This is a genomic window from Streptomyces sp. WMMC500, from assembly GCF_027497195.1.
Classification (GTDB): domain Bacteria; phylum Actinomycetota; class Actinomycetes; order Streptomycetales; family Streptomycetaceae; genus Streptomyces.
The window spans coordinates 2,367,127-2,383,637 of sequence record NZ_CP114905.1 but is presented as its reverse complement, the minus strand read 5'-3'; the positions used below and the strand labels follow the sequence as shown (position 1 = coordinate 2,383,637).

Below are 16,511 nucleotides of genomic sequence, written 5' to 3'. Positions count from 1 at the left end.
CGGTGCCGGCCCGCACCTGCACGAAGGCCGCTGCGGGTCACCGACGCTGACCGACTTTGACCGGGATGCAGGACTGCCACCGGGGCCCCGCGTGAGGATGCGGCTCACAGGCTCACCGCCTGAGGAGGGAACACCTTGCGCTTTCTCTCACGACTCCTGGCGCCCGTGGCGATGGTGATCGCGACGCTGCTCGGCTCGCTCCTGACCGCCGCGCCGGCGGTTTTCGCGTCGGAAGCCGCTCCGGTGGCCTCCGCGACACAGGCCGCTCCGGCGCACGTCCCTCTGTCGCTCGCTCCCGGCCAGGCCGCCGGCTTCGGCGACGACGTCGGCACCGCCGCGTACGGCGACTGCCCCGTCGGCTACATCTGCTTCTGGTCCGGCGAGAACGGCCAGGGCCTGCGGTGCACCTTCGGGAGGAACTACCCGGACGTCTTTGCGGCCTGCTCCTGGATCCGCAACGAAGTCATCCCCCACTCGGTCTACAACCGCACCGCATACCGCTACCACTACTACCTGGACCCGGGATACAAGAGCCGCATCGGCAGCACCGTCGCCGGCGACAGAGGCAACCTCAGTGGCCGCTACCTCATCGGCTCCCTGTGCCGCCACAACTCCACCGGCTGCCCGAACTGATCGCCGGGCGAAGCGCCGCCGGGGTGGTCGTGGGTGGACCGCCACGGCGGGGTCCCCGTCGCGCCCGGGAATGGCGGGGGCGCGCCGCGGGTAGGTGAACGCTCGTATCGGGCGGGTCTCCGGGGGGAGCGGATGACGTCCTCCGTACGCGAAGGCGACGATGGCGCGCTGCCGCAGCCGGATGGTGCCAGGACGGTGGACGACCTGGTGTCCCGGTTGCGGGAGTTACGCGTCTGGGCAGGTGTGTCGGAGCGGGAGGTGCACCGGCGGGTCGTGCGCGCCCGGGCCGATCGCGGGGTGCCCGAGGTGCCCGCCTTCGACACCGTGCACCGGTGCTTCCGGCCGGGCCGCCGTCGGCTCGACGCGGAGTTGCTGGCCGACGTGGCCGAGGCGCTGGTGGCCGGCGGGGCCGGCCGCTGGCGGGCGGCCCACGCGCGGGTGGTCGGCGGTTCGGCGGGCGCCGGGGTGGCCACGGTGGCGGGTACGCCGCCCGACGACCTCCCGGCGTTCACCGGCCGCGAGGCCGAGTTGGCCGTGTTGCTGGCGCCGAGCGTGGCCCCGCGTGTGACGGTCGTGGAGGGCATGGCGGGGATCGGTAAGACCACCCTGGCCGTGCGTGCCGTTCACCTGCTGCTGCGGCGCGAACGGTTCGGCGCGGTCCTCTGGGTCAACCTCCGCGGGCACGCTCCCGACCTGCCGCCGGCCGCCCCGGAGGCAGTGCTCGAAGGGTTCCTGCGGCGGCTGGGGATGTCCGCCGACCGCATCCGGCTGCTGGACGCGGCCGGACGCGTACGCGAGTTCCGCCGCCGGGCCACCCGGCTGCGCACGCTGGTGGTGCTGGACGACGCGGGATCGGCGGCGCAGGTGGCGCCGCTGCTGCTCGGCGAGGGCTGCCGGACCCTGGTCACCAGCCGCCATCGGCTGACCGGACTGACCGGCGCCGAGCGGCTGCCGCTTGAGGTGTTCAGCCCGCGCGAGTCGCTGGACCTGCTGCGCAGGACCGCGGGCGCGGAGCGTGTAGATGCCGACCCGGCGACCGCCGCGCTGATCGCCGGCTCGATCGGCCACCTACCGCTGGCGCTCGGGGTGGTGGCCGGGCGGATCCGGGACCGGTTCGGCTGGACCCTCGCCGACCACCTGGAACTCCTCACCGGGCAGCGGACCCGGCTGCGCTGCGAGGACAGCGTCGAGCTGGCGCTCCGGCTCTCCTACGAGAGCCTGGCGCCCGACTGCCGGCGACTGTTCCGGCTGCTGGCCTGCCACCCGGGCCCCGATGTGGACTCCTGGGCCGCCGCCGCGCTCACCGGGACCGACCGGCCGGCTGCCGCGGCCGGGCTTGCCGCCCTGCACGCCGCCCACCTCCTGCGCCAGCCGGCACCCGGGCGGTACGAGTTCCACGATCTGGTACGCGTCTACGCGACGGCCCGCGCCCACGACGAGCAACCGGCGCGGACCCGAAGGGCGGCGTTCGAGCGGTTGTTGTCCTACCACCGGCACGCCGCCGCGCGGGCGATGGACGTCTTGGCGCCGTACGAGCGCCACCGCCGCCCGGATCCCGGGCCCGGCGGACCGGAACTGCCCGCGCCGGGCGACCGGCGGGCCGCCGCGGCGTGGATGGAGAGCGAACGGGACGGCCTGCTCGCCGTCGCGGTGGCCGCCGCCGACGGGGGCGCGCAGCGAGGCGGCGGGCAAAGGGAGGGTGCCGGTCACGCGGGGGTGCTTTCCGGGCTGCTCGCCCGCTACCTCGACACCGCCGGCCACTATCCGGAGGCTGAGGCGCTGCACGGCCTGGCCGCCGAGGACCCGGACCCCGCCACCCGGGCCGTCGCGTTGGCCCGACTCGGCGCGGTGCACTGGCGGTTGGGCCGCTTCCCGCGGGCCGAGTCCAGCTTCCGGCAGGCGCTGAGGGGTTTCCGCGCGCTGGGCGACCGGGCGGGCGAGGGATGGGCACTGGGCAACCTCGGCGAGGTGCTCCAGCACCAGGGCCGATACCCGGAGGCCCGCGACCACTACACGGCGGCGCTGGCGATCGCCCGGGAACTGGCCGCGCCGGACGGTGGGCACGACCGGCTGGGCGCACGCGGAGCGTGGTACGAGCCGCTGGGCCGCTTCGCGGAGACGTTCGAGACCGGTGCCGAGATCCTGGCCATGAGCCGAGAGATCCTCGCCGTCGCGCAAACAGTGGGTGACCGGGTCAGCGAGGCCAACGTGCTGGGCACCATCGGCTCCATCCAACGGCACTCCGGGCATTACCCGGCGGCCCTGACCGCCATCCACGAGGCGCTTGAAGTGGTCCGGGAGATCGGCCACCGCAGCGCCGAGGTGGCGCTTCTCAACGAGCTGGGCACCACGCTGCGCGTCTCGGGCGGGGCTGCGCGGGCCCAGCAGGCGCTGGAATGCCACCGGCTGGCCGCCGACCGCGCCGCGGAGCTGGGCGACCGCTACCAGCAGGCGCGGGCCCTGGAGGAGAGTGGCCACTGCCACCAACTGCTGGCCCAGCCGGACGCGGCCCGCGCCCAGTGGCAGCGGGCCCTGGAACTGTTCGGCGAACTCGGCACCCCCGAAGCCGCCGCCCTCGGCGCCCTGCTGGCCGAGAACCCCGCCCCGACCGCCGCGGGACCCCATCGCCGGCCCGAGGCCCGGGGCGAACAGCGCGACCCGTGAGCAGGCGCCCGGGTGGCGAGGGCAGGGGGCGGCACGTCGCAGAGTTCGGCACCGCCCACAGCTCCACGATCGGCACCACCCGCACCCAAGGGTGTACCCGAGAGCGCGATTCGCCGCCCTCTCGGGTACGCACCCACCGCAACAACACGCTCAACACTGTTGGTCACGGACAATGCCGTCACTGATCTCCGCGGCTTGTACCCGATGCCGGGGCTCCGCCCCCGAGACCCCCGCGGGCTACATCTCCCCGAGCCCGTCCCTAGTCCGCCGCTCCCAGTCGCAGCAGCGCCTGCGGGGCCTCGTCCACCGTGTCGACGAGCGCGATCCGCGGTGCCATCGACCGGCCCGCCGCCAGTGCCGACAGCAACGGCCACGCCGGCAGCCGCGCCGTCCAGTGGTCGCGGTTCACCAGCACCATCGGCCGCGGTGCGCCGCGCGACTCGTAGTAGTTGGGCGTCGCCGCGTCGAAGACCTCCTGCACCGTGCCCGCCGCGCCCGGCAGGAACACCACGCCCGCCGTGCTGCGGGCCAGCAGGCCGTCCTCGCGGAGCGCGTTCGTGAAGTACTTCGCGATGTGGCCGGCGAAGGCGTTCGGCGGCTCGTGGCCGTAGAACCACGTGGGAATGCCGATCGAGTCGCCGCCGCCCGGCCACCGCTCCCGTACCGCGAACGCCGCGTCCGCCCACTGGGCCACCGACGGGCTGAACGACGGCGCCTTGCCCAGCATCCGCACCGCCTCGTCGAGCGTCGCGTCGTCGAACTCCGCGCCGTACGCCCCCAGGTTGGCCGCCTCCATGGCGCCGGGCCCGCCGCCGGTGGCCACGTCGAACCCGGCGCGCACCAGCGCCCGGCCCAGCCGGGCCGCGCCCGCGTAGTCCTCGCCGCCGCGCGCCAGGGCGTGCCCGCCCATGACGCCGACGACCGGGCGGCCCGCGCGCAGCCGCTCGTCGAGGGCGTTGGACATCGACTCGTCGTGCATGCCGCGGATCACGGCGGCGAATATGTCGTGCTCGGCACGGGTGCGGCGGAACCAGGCGTACGAGCGGGCGTCCGGCGTCTCCTCGTACCCCCGCGCCAGGCCCGCGAACAGCTCGTCCGCGGTGTACAGCGCACCCCGGTACGGGTCGAACGGCAGATCCGGCACCACGGGGAAGACCAGCGCGCCGTCGCGCTGCACGCGCCGCGCCGCCTCCTCGGCCATCGGGCAGCCGAGGAACACCGCGCCGTGCACGTCGGCGGTGAGCAGCAGCCGCGTACGGGCCGTCAGATCGACGGACTGCACGCGGAACCCGCTGATGGAGCCGGAGGCGACGGCGGCGTCGAACTCGGCGAGGGACTCGATCTCGAACGGCGAGTGCGGCATGGGCCCACCCTACGGGCGGGCGCGCACCCGTTCGGCGATTCCGGTGACCAGCTCCCGGTCCCCGGCGGCGACGTCCCACCGCCCGGCGCGCGCCACGTGGTTGCTGATCCAGAAGACCAGCACGCCGTCGTCCAGGTAGCGGGCGACACGGCCGCCGGACCAGTCGTTGCCGCCGTCGTGGGTGGCGAGGCGGGAGCCGTCGAGATCGAGGATGCTCCAGCCGTAGCCGTAGAAGGACTCGATGCCGCCGGCCTCGCCCTCGGAGACGTACGGCCGGAAGAGCAGGGACTTCTCGTGGTCGCCGAGGATGCGGTCGCCGAGCAGGGCGCGGTGCCAGCGGAGCATGTCGCGGGCGGTGGAGAGCATGCCGCCGTTGCCGCGGAGGTTCCAGTACGGGCCGTCGGCGGCCCAGGGGTGATCCAGGGGAGTGCCCTGCGGGCGGCCCTTCTCGTCGTACTCGGTGGCGATGCGGTCGGTGTCCCAGTCGGGCAGGACGTAGCCGGTGTCGGTCATGCCGGCGGGTCGGAAGAGGCGGTCGGCGAGGTACGCCTCGTAGTCGGTGCCGGACGCCTTCTCCACGACGGCGGCGAGGAGGCTGTAGCCGGTGTTGGAGTAGGCGTAGGTCTCGCCGGGCGGGGTGTCGAGGGGGGTGGCGAGGGCGGCGGCGACCAACTCGTCGCGGGAGAGGGGGTCGTAGTCGTCGCCGACGGCCTCGGGGAGGCCGGCGGTGTGGGTGAGCAGGTGGTGCAGCGTGATGCCGCGCTTGTCGGCGGGGACGCGGTCGACGTACCGGCCGAGGCGGTCGGTGGTGCGCAGCCGGCCCTCGGACTGGAGCTTGACGATCGCGGCGGCGGTGAACTGCTTGGTCATCGACGCGATGTCGTAGACGGTGCCGCAGCGCGTGCGGCGGCCGTCCCTGATGTCGGCGAGGCCGCGCCCGGAGCAGGTCACGAGGTCGCCGCCGCGGGCGGCGACAACGGTGCCGGGGGCGCCGTCGGGCCAGACCTCGTCGAGATACTTCTCCACCGCGCGGGCGGCGGGATCGGCGGGGTCCGTCCGGCCGGGCGCGTGGCCCCGCGTGCCCACGGCGGCGGTGCCGCCGTCGTCCCGCAGCTCCCGCACGTCCTCGCCGCGGTCCGCGCCGCAGGCGGTGAGCGCCAGCAGCAGCCCCAGGAGGGAAGCGAGTGTGCGCCGGGCGGTGATGTCTCCGTACGTCCTCATGCGGGGAGGCTAGGCAGCGCGCACCCGCCGGGTCGTCACGCGACGGAGCCAGCCGCCCGCGCTACGACGGGGGACGGAGCGTCCCCCGCAGGAGGGAGGCGCCGCGGCCCCGGGTTGCACGACCGGAACCGCCGTCGGAGCCTGGAAGTGACCCTGCTCCGGGCGCGCTCGTCGCGTGGGGCGTGCGCGTCCGGGTGACTCTGAAGCGAGGCGATCACGGTGTCACGCATACGTATGGCGGTGGAGATCCGCAACGACTCGTCCTTCCCCCTCGTCTGGGCCACGGACAGCATGAAATCAGGTGACTGGACCGATCCGTGGTATCCCTCCCGGGCCAGCCCCATCGCCCCCGGCGCCACCGCGGAATGGCGGGCCGAAGGAGATTTGACCCTCGTACCGACGAGCGGTACCGAGGGCAAGGTGTACTACAACGTGAACGGCGACCCGGCGCGACAGTTGTACATATACTTCAACAGCCCGCTCGTCGAGTCACCGTACGGCAACACCTTCCATATCCGGGCACCGCCCGGATTCGAAGCGGCGTTCAGCGGCGGCCAGGGGCACCATGCGCGGCTCACCATCCGCTTCCGGGAAACCGCACGCCGCCGGGTTCCGAACTTCACCCCGTCGGTCAACGGCTTCCAGTTTCGCAACTCGTGGAAACCCGGTCTTCCCGCCATGACCCTGGGCTTCCTCTGGAACCGACTGCTCGACGAACTCGGCGAGGAGGCCGCCAGTGTGCTGGCGCTCGCCCGTGTCGATGACGGCTGGCTCCCCATCACGCAGGCCCGCGCCGGCATGTGCGGTGGCATGACGTTCGGTGCCATGGACTACTTCGCCGCCGGCAAGCTGCCGCCCGCCACGACCACGGCACCCGATTCCGAGACCGATCCCCTTTTCCAGTTCATCAGGGACCGGCTTCTCGACAGTTTCGACATCACCGGCTCCGGGCACCGGTGGCTGGGCTACTCGTCGCCGCACTACCCCAACGGCGATGAGGGCGTGATCCAGTTGACCGGGCTGGCCCGGGGCCGTTCCTGGGTGACCTACCGGGACGAGTGGCCCCGTATCCGGGACGACATCGACGCCGGGCGGCTCTCCCCGATCGGCTTGATCCAGACGGACTCGCTCGACATCGGCGACAACCACCAGGTGCTCGCCTACGCCTACGAGCAGAGCGGTCAGGAAGTCAAGCTGTGGGTCTACGACAACAACTACCCGGGCGAAGACGACCTGCACCTCAAGTTCGACATCACCCATACCACGGGCGAGGTCCACGTCGAGCGCCTCGGGCCCTGGCGGCCTGGTGAGCCGCGGATCTTCTGTATTTTCCGCACCGACGGCTACAACCCCCACACGCCGCCGGACGGACGCCCGCTGCCGCCCCCCACGCCGGCACCGGTGGAGATGTCCCCGGCGGACACCATTCGTGCGCTGGGAGGAATCGGCGTGGATTTCAGCGTCGCGGAGACCGATCTGCGCGACTGGCTCGGCAATCCTCAGCACACCCCCTATCCCGCCTTCGCGCAGGCGCTGCTGTCCAGCGGCTGGAAACTGAAGGCCCCGGTGTTCCTCGACGTCATCGCGTGGAACTACGAGCACACGCCCGGCGTGGCCTCCCCCCGCCGCAGTGAGGAGGTGGACCGGGAGATTCTGAAGGCGGCCGTCCTGGAGGGATCGAACGTGCGTCACGGGACGCACCTCACCAATTTCGATGAACTCCTCGCGCCGTGAGCCGTCCGGCCGGCCCTGCCCGCGGCTCCCGGCCTCGAACGACGGGACAGGCTTAGCGCAGCGGCAGCGACGCCAGTTCGCCCAGTGCCGCGGCCAGCGGGGTGAAGGCCGCCAGGAGCGCCGTCGTGCGCAGCAGGGCCGCGCGGCGCAGGAGGCGGGGGGAGGCGCCGAGGCGGAGGAGGGCCGTCGTGGTGTGGGTGCGGGCGCGCTTGGACTCCAGCGCCGCCATGCACACCGTCGCCAGGGCGCAGCCCACCACCAGAGCCGCGCCCAGCACCGTCAACGGGCCGAGCGACCGGGCGTCGTCGCCGTCCGGCCACACCAGCGTGCACAGCACCCCGCCCGCCGCCACCGCGCACAGCGCGCCCAGCGGGCGGCCCACGCGGCCGGCCTCCTGCTGGAGCACCCGCCCGGCGAGGAGCCGCAGCGCACCGGGGTGCAGGGCGCACAGCAGCCTGCCGCACACGTGCACGACGCCGGGGCCCGCGAGGATCAGCCCGGCGGCGATCAGCACCCAGCTCGCGACGACCGCGGGCGGCGCGACGCCGGAGCCGCCGGGCAGCGGCAGCTTCAGCTCCGCGGCGTCCCCGGCGCCCGCGAAGCTGCCCGCGTACGCGCCGAGGGCCAGGCCCGTCGTCGCCAGCGCGGTGCCCCACGGCAGGTCGGCGGGGATCGGCGGGTCGTCCGTCGCCGCGCCGACCGGCCGCGGCGCGGTCATCCCGGCGTCGTCCGCGCCGGCCGCGTCCGCCGCCTCGCGCCGGGCCCGCAGCCGCGCCGCCGCGGCAGCGGAGTACCGGGCCGCCGTACGCCGCGGGCGCAGGCTGACGGCGCTCGCCGCCGCGGCCAGGGCCGGCACACAGGCGAGCAGCGTGAGCGCGCCGACGACGGGCAGCGGGCCGCCGGCGCCGAGCAGCGCGGCGGCGGCGCCGTCGAACGGCAGCCCCGCCAGCTCGCCGCGCAGGTGCAGGAAGAACAGCAGCGCCAGCGCGCTGCCCAGCAGGCACGACACCGCCGTCGTCACCGCCGCCACCACCGGCGCGGCGGCCGGTCCGAAGCCCGCGGAGGACAGCCCCGGCGACGGCTTGGCGTGCGGGTCCGTACGCGCCACGGCCACCGCGAAGTGGACGGTGGCCGCCAGCGGCGCCGCGCACCACAGCAGTTGCTCGGGCGAGGCGTGACCCAGGGCGGCGAGCAGCAGGAAGCCGACGCCGGCGGAGGCGCACACGACGAGCAGCCGGCGCAGCAGGACCAGCGGATGGGAGCCGCGGGCTAGGCGGAGACTGAGCACGAGTCCTCCGAGTTCTCCGCGGCCCCCGAAGCCCCCGAAGCCCCCGAAGCCCGTGCGCCCCCTGCGGCGCCCACGTCCGTACCCCCGTCCCCGTACCCGTAACCCGCGGCCCCCGCCGCGCCCGCCCGCGCCCCGCCCACCCCTCGCCCGTCCACCAGCGGGAACGTCCGGTCCGCGGACCCCGTGACGGCCGCGTCGCCCTCCGGCCCCGTCAGCACGACGCTCATGCCGTGCGAGCGCGCCGCGGCGACGAGCGTGCGCATCGCCTGCACCCCCTCCGCGCGCCGCAGCGGCGCGGTCGGTTCGTCGGCGAAGATCACGTCCGGCCCGGCGACCAGCGCGCGGGCGATGGCGACGCGCTGGCGCTGCGCCTGCGGCAGCACCGCCGGCCGGCAGCGCGCGATGTCGGCCGCGTCGAGGCGCTCCAGCCACTCCATCGCCATGCGCCGCGCCACGCGGTGCGCGTCGCCGGCCAGCAGCAGCGGCAGCGCCACGTTCTCCCAGGTCGTCAGCTCGGGGACCAGTTCGGGGCGGGTGCCGATCCAGCCGAAGCGGTCGCGGCGCAGCCGCTCGCGGGCGCCGGTGGACAGGGTGTGCACGGGGCCGCTGTTGAACCACACCTCGCCCTGCTGCGGCAGCAGTTGCCCGGACAGGCACTTCAGCAGCGTCGTCTTGCCGCTGCCGCGCGGGCCGGTGACGGCCAGGATCTCGCCCCGCGCGACGCCCAGGGAGACCCCGGCGAGCGCCGGGGTGCCACCGTGCGCGTAGTGCAGGGAGCGGGCCCACAGCACGTCGTTGTCGGGTGGGGCGGTCCGAGTGGTCGCCGCGGTCATCGCACACCTCTTTCCCTGGGACCCTGGGTCCCCACCTGGTGGAACGAGGACGGTGGGGATCCGGTCACTCGCACCCTAGGAAGGGGCGGCGGGAGGGCAGGCGAGGCGGCGGGCGGCGCGCCGGGGGGTCCGCTCGTACGGACGGACCGCCCGGGGCGTCCACCGGAACGGCGGCGGCGGCCTCAGAGCTGCGCCCAGGCCTCCGTGAGGACGCCCCGCAGGATCTGTTCCGCCTCGTCGAAGACCGCCTCGTCGGCGACGAGCGGCGGGGCGAGCTGCACGACCGGGTCGCCGCGGTCGTCGGCGCGGCAGTACAGGCCGTTGTCGAAGAGCGCCCTGGAGAGGAACCCGTAGAGCACCCGCTCGGTCTCCTCGGCCGTGAAGGTCTCCTTGGTGGCCTTGTCCTTGACCAGCTCGATGCCGTAGAAGTAGCCGCTGCCGCGCACGTCGCCGACGATCGGCAGGTCGAGCAGCCGGCGCAGGGTGGCGTGGAACGCCTCCTCGTGCGCGCGTACGTGGCCGTAGAGGTCCTCGCGCTCGAAGATGTCGAGGTTTGCCAGCGCCACCGCGCAGGAGACGGGGTGGCCGCCGAAGGTGTAGCCGTGCGGGAAGGTGTTGCCGCCGGCGTAGAAGGGCTCGGCGACGCGGTCGGAGACCAGGCAGGCGGCGAGCGGCGAGTAGCCGGAGGTCATGCCCTTGGCGCAGGTGATGAGGTCGGGCACGTAGCCGAACCTCTCGCAGCCGAACATGTGGCCCAGCCGGCCGAAGGCGCAGATGACCTCGTCGGAGACGAGCAGCACGTCGTACGTGTCGCAGATCTCCCGCACCCGCGCGAAGTACCCGGGCGGCGGCGGGAAGCAGCCGCCGGCGTTCTGCACCGGCTCCAGGAACACGGCGGCGACCGTCTCCGGGCCCTCGAAGAGGATCTGCTGCTCGATCTGGTCGGCGGCCCAGCGGCCGAACGCCTCCGGGTCGTCGCCATAAACGGGCGCGCGGTAGATGTTGGTGTTCGCCACCTTGTGGGCGCCGGGGACCAGCGGCTCGAAGGGGGCCCTGAGCGCCGGCAGGCCGGTGATCGACAGGGCGCCCTGCGGGGTGCCGTGGTAGGCGACGGCCCGGGAGATCACCTTGTGCTTGCCCGGCCGGCCGGTGAGCTTGAAGTACTGCTTGGCCAGCTTCCAGGCCGTCTCGACCGCCTCGCCGCCGCCGGTGGAGAAGAACACCTTGTTCAGGTCGCCGGGGGCGCCGGCCGCGAGCCGCTCGGCGAGTTCGACGGCCTTGGGGTGGGCGTAGGACCAGATCGGGAAGTACGCCAGCTCCGCGGCCTGCTTGGCGGCGGCCTCGGCCAGCTCGGTGCGGCCGTGGCCGGCCTGCACCACGAACAGGCCGGCGAGGCCGTCGAGGTAGCGCTTGCCCGTCTCGTCGTAGATGTAGGCGCCCTCGCCGCGCACGATGGTGGGGACGGGGGCGTTCTCGTACGACGACATGCGGGTGAAGTGCATCCACAGGTGGTCGTACGCGGCCTTCGAGGTGGGCGACGGGGCGGCGGCGGATGCGGCGGTGCTGTCCTTGCTCACGGTCATCAGGTTCCCCACGAGTAGGTCTGCTTGCGCAGCTTCAGGTACACGAAGCTCTCGGTGGCGCGGACGCCCGGCAGGGCCCGGATCCGTTTGGTGATCAGCTCCAGCAGGTGGGCGTCGTCGTGGCAGACGACCTCGGCGAGCAGGTCGAAGGAGCCGGCGGTCACCACCACGTAGTCCACCTCGTCGAGGTCCGCCAGCGCGTCCGCGACCGGCTCGACGTCGCCGTCGACCGTGACGCCGATCATCGCCTGCCGCATGAAGCCGACCGTCAGCGGGTCGGTGACGGCGACGATCTGCATGACGCCCTGCTCCAGCAGCTTCTGCACCCGCTGCCGCACGGCCGCCTCGGACAGGCCGACGGCCTTGCCTATCGCGGCGTACGAGCGGCGGCCGTCCTGCTGCAACTGCTCGACGATCTTCAGCGAGACCTCGTCCAGTCCCGAGCCCGGCTGCTTCTTGTCATGTGTGGCCACATGGTCACTCTGCCCGAGCGCCCGAGCCCGCCGCAAGGGGCATGGAAACTGAATCCGTGGCCGAATCGCGCACATGCGAGGGATTCGCTTGTTCTGCGATGCTTGAGCTGTCAATCTCGTACGAGGACGGGGAAGCGGCCGCGCCGGCGACGCCGCGGGCGGCGACGGAAGTCTTCCTGTCCAGGCGCCCCGTGACGGGCAAATCTCCCGCCGTTAGGGTGGGGCGCATACAGCGGACCGACTACTGGAGGGTCGCAGTGACCAGCGAACCGCGCCGTCTGCGCAACTACATCAACGGGGAGTTCCGGGACGCCGCCGATGGCCGGACCATGGACGTGATCGACCCGGCCACCGAGGAGGTCTACGCGACCGCACCCCTGTCCGGTGCCGCCGACGTGGACGCCGCCGTGCAGGCCGCGGCGGCCGCGTTCCCCGGCTGGCGGGACGCCACCCCCGGGGCCAGGCAACTGGCGCTGCTGAAGATCGCCGACGCCCTGGAGGCCCGGGCGGACGAGCTGCTGGAGACCGAGTGCAGGGACACCGGCAAGCCGCTGCAGCTCACCCGTGAGGAAGAGCTGCCGATGATGCTGGACCAGATCCGGTTCTTCGCCGGCGCGGCCCGCATGCTGGAGGGCAAGTCCGCCGGCGAGTACATGGACGGCCTCACCTCGTACGTACGGCGCGAGCCGATCGGCGTCTGCGCCCAGGTCACGCCCTGGAACTACCCCGTGATGATGGCGATCTGGAAGTTCGCCCCCGCGCTGGCCGCGGGTAACACGGTGGTGCTCAAGCCCTCCGACACCACCCCGGCCGCCACCGTGCTGCTCGCCGAGATCATGGGCGGCATCCTGCCCAAGGGCGTCTTCAACGTCGTCTGCGGCGACCGCGACACCGGCCGGCTGATGGTCGAGCACCCGACCCCCGCGATGGCCTCCATCACCGGGTCGGTGCGGGCCGGCACGGAGGTCGCCGGCAGCGCGGCCAAGGACCTCAAGCGGGTGCACCTGGAGCTGGGCGGCAAGGCGCCGGTCATCGTCTTCGACGACGCCGACATCCCCAAGGCGGTCGAGGACATCGCCGTGGCGGGCTACTTCAACGCCGGACAGGACTGCACCGCCGCCACCCGCGTGCTCGTCCACGAGTCCGTCCACGACGAGTTCGTCGCCGCGCTCGCCAAGACCGCCGCCGAGACGAAGACCGGCCCCGGCGAGGCGGACGCGCTCTACGGACCGCTGAACAACGCCGCGCAACTGGAGCGCGTCGCCGGCTTCGTCGACCGGCTCCCCGCCCACGCGCGCGTCGAGGCCGGCGGCCGGCGGATCGGCGACAAGGGCTACTACTACGCCGCCACCGTCGTCTCCGGGCTCGGCCAGGACGACGAGATCATCCAGAACGAGGTCTTCGGCCCGGTCATCACCGTGCAGTCCTTCACCGACGAGGAGCAGGCCGTCGCGTTCGCCAACGGCGTGCAGTACGCGCTGGCCTCCTCGGTGTGGACCAAGGACCACGGCCGCGCGATGCGGCTGTCGAAGGCGCTGGACTTCGGCTGCGTGTGGATCAACACCCACATCCCGCTGGTCGCCGAGATGCCGCACGGCGGCTTCAAGAAGTCCGGCTACGGCAAGGACCTCTCGTCGTACGGGTTCGACGACTACACGCGGATCAAGCACGTGATGACGGCACTGTGAAGCGCCGCCCCCGCGCACTACCTAGGTAGGCCGCGGGACCGGCCCGCGCGGATACGTATACCGAATCCGCGCGGGCTACCGATGTCCGCGGCCGTCGCGCCGTGCAGGCTGGTCTCCACACGGACGCGGCGGACGCAGACACGCCGAAGACACAGCCTGGACGATGGGCACGGCCACATGACGCTGATCGGGCGGCGGGCGGACACCGCACGCCTCGGGGAACTCTTACGTGACACGCGGCTGGTGACCGTGACCGGCCCCGGCGGGGTGGGCAAGAGCGCGCTCGCGGCCGAGGCGATCGGTCGTCTCGGCCGCGGGCGTTCCGCGCCGGAGGTGCTGCGCGTCGACATGGCGCCGGTGCGCGAGGCGGCGGCGGTGCACCGGCGGCTGGCGGAGGCCGCGCGGCGGCTGCCGGACAGCGGGCGGCGGGCGGCGGTGCTGCTCGTGGACACCTGTGAGCACGTCGCCGGGGCGGTGGTCGACGGGCTCGACGCGCTGCTGCGGCAGCGGACGGGGCTGCGGGTGGTGGCCACGAGCCGGGTGCCGCTGGGGGCGGGTGCCGGCGGTGCCGGCGGGGCCGGCGGTGCCGGCGGGGCGTCCCCGGCCGCGTCCGGACGCGGCGGCGGACCCGGACCCGGACCCGGAGCCGCCGGTGCGCGGCGGCGGCCGGGGCCGCGCGGGGTGACCCTGCGGCTGGACCCGCTGGCGCCCGAGGACTCCGTGGCGCTGCTGGAGAGCCTGGCGCCGCGCACCGCGTTCGCCGGCGACGCCGACCGCGAGGCGCTGCACGCCACCTGCGCCCTCCTGGAGGGCCTGCCCCTCGCGGCCAGGATCGCCGCCTCCCAGCTCGCCCGGCACTGCCCCGACCGGCTGCTGGAACGCATCTCCCGCCCCGCCGGCTGCCTCGACCTGGCCGTCGAGGAGCCCCGCTGGCCGGCCCGGCAGCGCTCGCTGCGGGCCTCGCTGCGCTGGACGCACCGCCTGCTCACGCCCGTGGAGCAGTTGCTGTGGGCCCGCTGCAGTGTGTTTCCAGGAACGTTTCGCCTCCCGGACGCGGCCGAAGTCTGCGCCGACGAGCGGCTGCCGGCGGACGCGCTGCCCGCCGTCTTCCGCGGGCTGCTGCGCCAGGGCCTCCTCGCCGTACGGGAGGGGAGCGGCGACCGGGCGGCGGCCGGCGCGGCCGACCGGCCGGTCCGGATGGCGCGGCCGGTGCGCGGGTACGGCATGGAGCAGTTGGTCCGGCTCGGGGAGGAGGCGGTCTTCCAGCGCCGGTGTCTGGACTGGACGATGGCGCCCGAGGACACCACAGAAGACTGATTCCGTCGCTTCCTCAAATGAAGACGACGGAATCCCTTGCCGGATATAGCGTCTCCTGTCATGATCGGCCATCACCTTCTGCCGGAACATCCTGCCGAAACGACATCCGGAGTGGTTCGATGGCCCCTCGCCTCGATGCGGCGGCACGCTTCGCCCCCGGCGCGCAGTTCGTCGCCGGCCGCCTCGTCCCCGGCACGTCAGGACGCACGCTGTCCGTCACCGACCCGGCCACCGGCACGGAGGTCCTGCGGTACGAAGCGGCCGGCCCCGCCGACGTCGACGCCGCCGTCGCGGCGGCCGTGGCGGCGCAGCCCGGCTGGGGCGCCGCGACACCCGGCGAGCGCTCCGACGCGCTGCACCGGCTCGCGGGGCTGCTGGCCCGGCAGGCGGAGGAGTTCGCGTACGCCGAGTCGCTGCAGTGCGGCAAGCCGATCCGGCTCAGCACGGAGTTCGACGTCCCCGGGACCGTCGACAACGCCGCGTTCTTCGCCGGCGCCGCCCGGCTGCCGGAGGGCAGGGCCGCCGCCGAGTACAGCGCCGACCACACCTCGGTGGTCCGCCGCGAGCCCGTCGGCGTCGTCGGCTCCATCGCCCCGTGGAACTACCCGCTGCAGATGGCCGCCTGGAAGGTGCTCCCTGCCGTCGCCGCCGGCAACGCCATCGTCCTGAAGCCCAGCGAGCTGACGCCGCTGACCTCGCTGATGTTCGCCCAGGCCGCCGTCGACGCGGGCATCCCCGCGGGCGTCGTCAACGTCGTCAGCGGCACGGGCCCCGACGCCGGCGAACACCTCGTCGCGCACCCGGACGTGGCGATGACCTCGTTCACCGGCTCCACCGCCGTCGGCCGCCGCGTGGCCGCCCTCGCCGCCGCGGCCGGCGCCGGCGTCAAACGGCTCCATCTGGAACTGGGCGGCAAGGCCCCGTTCGTCGTCTTCGACGACGCCGACCTTCAGGCCGCCGTGCACGGCGCCGTCGCCGCCGCGCTCATCAACACCGGCCAGGACTGCACCGCCGCCACCCGCGCGTACGTCCAGCGCCCGCTGTACGACGCCTTCACCGACGGCGTCGCCGCGCTGATGGCCCGCGTCCGCCTCGGCGACCCCTTCGACCCCGCGACCGACCTCGGCCCGCTCGTCTCGTACGCCCAGCGCGACCGCGTCAGCGCCTTCGTCGACCGGGCCCGCGCCGCCGGCGCCCGCGTCGTCACCGGCGGCCGGGCGCCGGACCTGAAGGGCGCGTACTACGAACCGACCCTCGTCACCGGCGCCGCGCAGGACAGCGAGATCGTGCAGAGCGAGGTCTTCGGTCCCGTGCTCGCCGTGCTGCCCTTCGACGCCGACGACGAGGGCATCGCGCTCGCCAACGACACCCCCTACGGCCTCGCCGCCTCCGCGTGGAGCCGCGACGTCTACCGCACCGCGCGCGCCGCCCGGGAGATCCGGGCCGGCTGCGTGTGGCTCAACGACCACATCCCGATCATCAGCGAGATGCCGCACGGCGGTTACGGGGCCTCCGGCTTCGGCAAGGACATGTCCGTGTACTCCTTCGAGGAGTACACCCGGATCAAGCACGTGATGCAGGACATCACCGGGACCGCGCGCAAGGAGTGGCACCGCACCGTGTTCACGCCCTGAGCCCCCCGGCGCCCGCGTACGCCCGCCGCGCACCGCTCGCGCGGCCACAGGCACGACGCACCACGCGCCCCCGCAGCCCA

General features: G+C 73.8%; 12 protein-coding genes. 6 read left to right on the top strand and 6 right to left on the bottom strand.

The window, feature by feature from the left end; all coding sequences use genetic code 11:
- The first annotated feature begins 135 nt into the window (after positions 1-135).
- Complete coding sequence (locus tag O7599_RS09625; protein WP_281621719.1) at positions 136-633, top strand: peptidase inhibitor family I36 protein; 498 nt, start codon at positions 136-138, stop codon at positions 631-633.
- 132 nt (positions 634-765) lie between these two features.
- Positions 766-3,297 (top strand): tetratricopeptide repeat protein, encoded by a 2,532-nt coding sequence (locus tag O7599_RS09620; RefSeq protein ID WP_281621718.1) that lies wholly within the window; start codon positions 766-768, stop codon positions 3,295-3,297.
- A gap of 259 nt (positions 3,298-3,556) precedes the next feature.
- On the opposite strand, the gene O7599_RS09615 is transcribed toward O7599_RS09620, so the two are convergent.
- Positions 3,557-4,660, bottom strand: a complete 1,104-nt coding sequence (locus tag O7599_RS09615) for an LOG family protein (RefSeq protein ID WP_281621717.1) — start codon at positions 4,658-4,660, stop codon at positions 3,557-3,559.
- A gap of 9 nt (positions 4,661-4,669) precedes the next feature.
- Positions 4,670-5,881: a serine hydrolase domain-containing protein gene (locus tag O7599_RS09610; protein WP_281621716.1), complete on the bottom strand. Its 1,212-nt coding sequence runs from the start codon at positions 5,879-5,881 to the stop codon at positions 4,670-4,672.
- Between the two features lie 234 nt (positions 5,882-6,115).
- On the opposite strand from O7599_RS09610, the gene O7599_RS09605 reads away from it, so the two are divergent.
- Positions 6,116-7,615, top strand: a complete 1,500-nt coding sequence (locus O7599_RS09605; RefSeq protein WP_281621715.1) for a hypothetical protein — start codon at positions 6,116-6,118, stop codon at positions 7,613-7,615.
- 52 nt (positions 7,616-7,667) lie between these two features.
- Here the strand turns inward: O7599_RS09605 and O7599_RS09600 are convergent, their stop codons facing one another.
- From O7599_RS09600 to O7599_RS09585, 4 genes are all read right to left on the bottom strand, one after another.
- Entirely contained in the window at positions 7,668-8,903 is a 1,236-nt protein-coding gene (locus tag O7599_RS09600; protein WP_281621714.1) for a hypothetical protein, read from the bottom strand.
- On the bottom strand, positions 8,885-9,736 hold the full coding sequence (locus tag O7599_RS09595) for an ATP-binding cassette domain-containing protein (protein ID WP_281621713.1): 852 nt from the start codon (positions 9,734-9,736) through the stop codon (positions 8,885-8,887). Before O7599_RS09595 ends, O7599_RS09600 begins: the two co-directional genes overlap by 19 nt.
- A 182-nt stretch (positions 9,737-9,918) precedes the next feature.
- A complete protein-coding gene (locus tag O7599_RS09590) occupies positions 9,919-11,319 on the bottom strand; it encodes an aspartate aminotransferase family protein (protein ID WP_281621712.1) in 1,401 nt (466 codons plus the stop codon).
- Positions 11,319-11,792: an Lrp/AsnC family transcriptional regulator gene (locus O7599_RS09585; protein WP_281621711.1), complete on the bottom strand. Its 474-nt coding sequence runs from the start codon at positions 11,790-11,792 to the stop codon at positions 11,319-11,321. The genes O7599_RS09590 and O7599_RS09585 overlap by 1 nt, the downstream gene beginning before the upstream one ends.
- A gap of 257 nt (positions 11,793-12,049) precedes the next feature.
- Here O7599_RS09585 and O7599_RS09580 point away from each other — a divergent pair, with 257 nt between their 5' ends.
- From O7599_RS09580 to O7599_RS09570, 3 genes are all read left to right on the top strand, one after another.
- Positions 12,050-13,480, top strand: coding sequence for a gamma-aminobutyraldehyde dehydrogenase (locus tag O7599_RS09580; RefSeq protein ID WP_281621710.1), 1,431 nt, complete (start codon positions 12,050-12,052; stop codon positions 13,478-13,480).
- Between the two features lie 177 nt (positions 13,481-13,657).
- Positions 13,658-14,797 (top strand): hypothetical protein, encoded by a 1,140-nt coding sequence (locus O7599_RS09575; RefSeq protein WP_281621709.1) that lies wholly within the window; start codon positions 13,658-13,660, stop codon positions 14,795-14,797.
- A gap of 119 nt (positions 14,798-14,916) precedes the next feature.
- Positions 14,917-16,431 (top strand): gamma-aminobutyraldehyde dehydrogenase, encoded by a 1,515-nt coding sequence (locus O7599_RS09570; protein WP_281621708.1) that lies wholly within the window; start codon positions 14,917-14,919, stop codon positions 16,429-16,431.
- Positions 16,432-16,511: the final 80 nt, after the last annotated feature.